The sequence below is a fragment of the Ruegeria sp. AD9 genome (assembly GCF_056542305.1).
On sequence record NZ_JBQFZP010000062.1, the window covers coordinates 1 to 1181 of the forward strand.

1 protein-coding gene is annotated in these 1181 nt (G+C 60.3%); it reads left to right on the forward strand.

Annotated features, from left to right (window positions below):
* On the forward strand, positions 1–1176 hold a 1176-nt coding region (gene tuf, locus ACR0AM_RS21605), incomplete at its 5' end, for an elongation factor Tu (RefSeq protein ID WP_480474060.1).
* Positions 1177–1181 lie beyond the last annotated feature (5 nt).

A 1181-nucleotide genomic window follows, 5' to 3' on the forward strand; every position in this document is an offset into this window, starting at 1 on the left:
ATGGCAAAGGAAAAGTTTGAGCGTACAAAACCGCACGTCAACATCGGCACGATTGGGCATGTTGACCATGGTAAGACGACGCTGACCGCAGCGATCACCAAGTATTTTGGTGACTTCAAGGCGTATGACCAGATTGACGGCGCGCCGGAAGAGAAAGCCCGCGGCATCACCATCTCGACCGCGCATGTGGAATACGAGACCGACGCGCGCCACTATGCGCATGTCGACTGCCCCGGCCACGCCGACTACGTCAAGAACATGATCACCGGTGCTGCTCAGATGGACGGCGCGATCCTGGTTGTGAACGCCGCGGACGGCCCGATGCCGCAGACCCGCGAGCACATCCTGCTGGGCCGCCAGGTTGGCATCCCGAAGATGGTCGTGTTCATGAACAAGGTTGACCAGGTTGACGACGAAGAGCTGCTGGAACTGGTGGAAATGGAAATCCGCGAGCTGCTGTCTTCGTATGAATACCCCGGCGACGATATTCCGATCATCGCAGGTTCGGCTCTGGCCGCGATGGAAGGCCGTGACCCTGAAATCGGCGAGAACAAGATCCGCGAGCTGATGGCGGCTGTTGACGAATATATCGACACGCCCGAGCGTGCTGTTGACCAGCCGTTCCTGATGCCGATCGAAGACGTGTTCTCGATCTCGGGCCGTGGTACCGTTGTGACCGGCCGTATCGAGCGTGGCGTGATCAACGTTGGCGACGAGATCGAAATCGTCGGCATCCGCGACACCTCGAAAACCACCTGCACCGGCGTTGAAATGTTCCGCAAGCTGCTGGACCGCGGTGAAGCGGGCGACAACATCGGCGCCCTGCTGCGTGGTGTGGATCGTGACGGCGTTGAGCGTGGCCAGGTTCTGTGTAAGCCGGGTTCGGTGACACCGCACACCAAGTTCGAAGCCGAAGCCTATATCCTGACCAAGGAAGAAGGCGGCCGTCACACCCCGTTCTTCGCGAACTACCGTCCGCAGTTCTACTTCCGTACGACTGACGTGACCGGCACCGTGACCCTGGCGGAAGGCACCGAGATGGTCATGCCCGGCGACAACGTGTCGTTCGGCGTTGAACTGATCGCACCGATCGCGATGGAGCAGGGCCTGCGCTTCGCCATCCGCGAAGGCGGCCGCACCGTCGGCGCCGGCGTCGTGTCGAAGATTACTGAATAATTCGC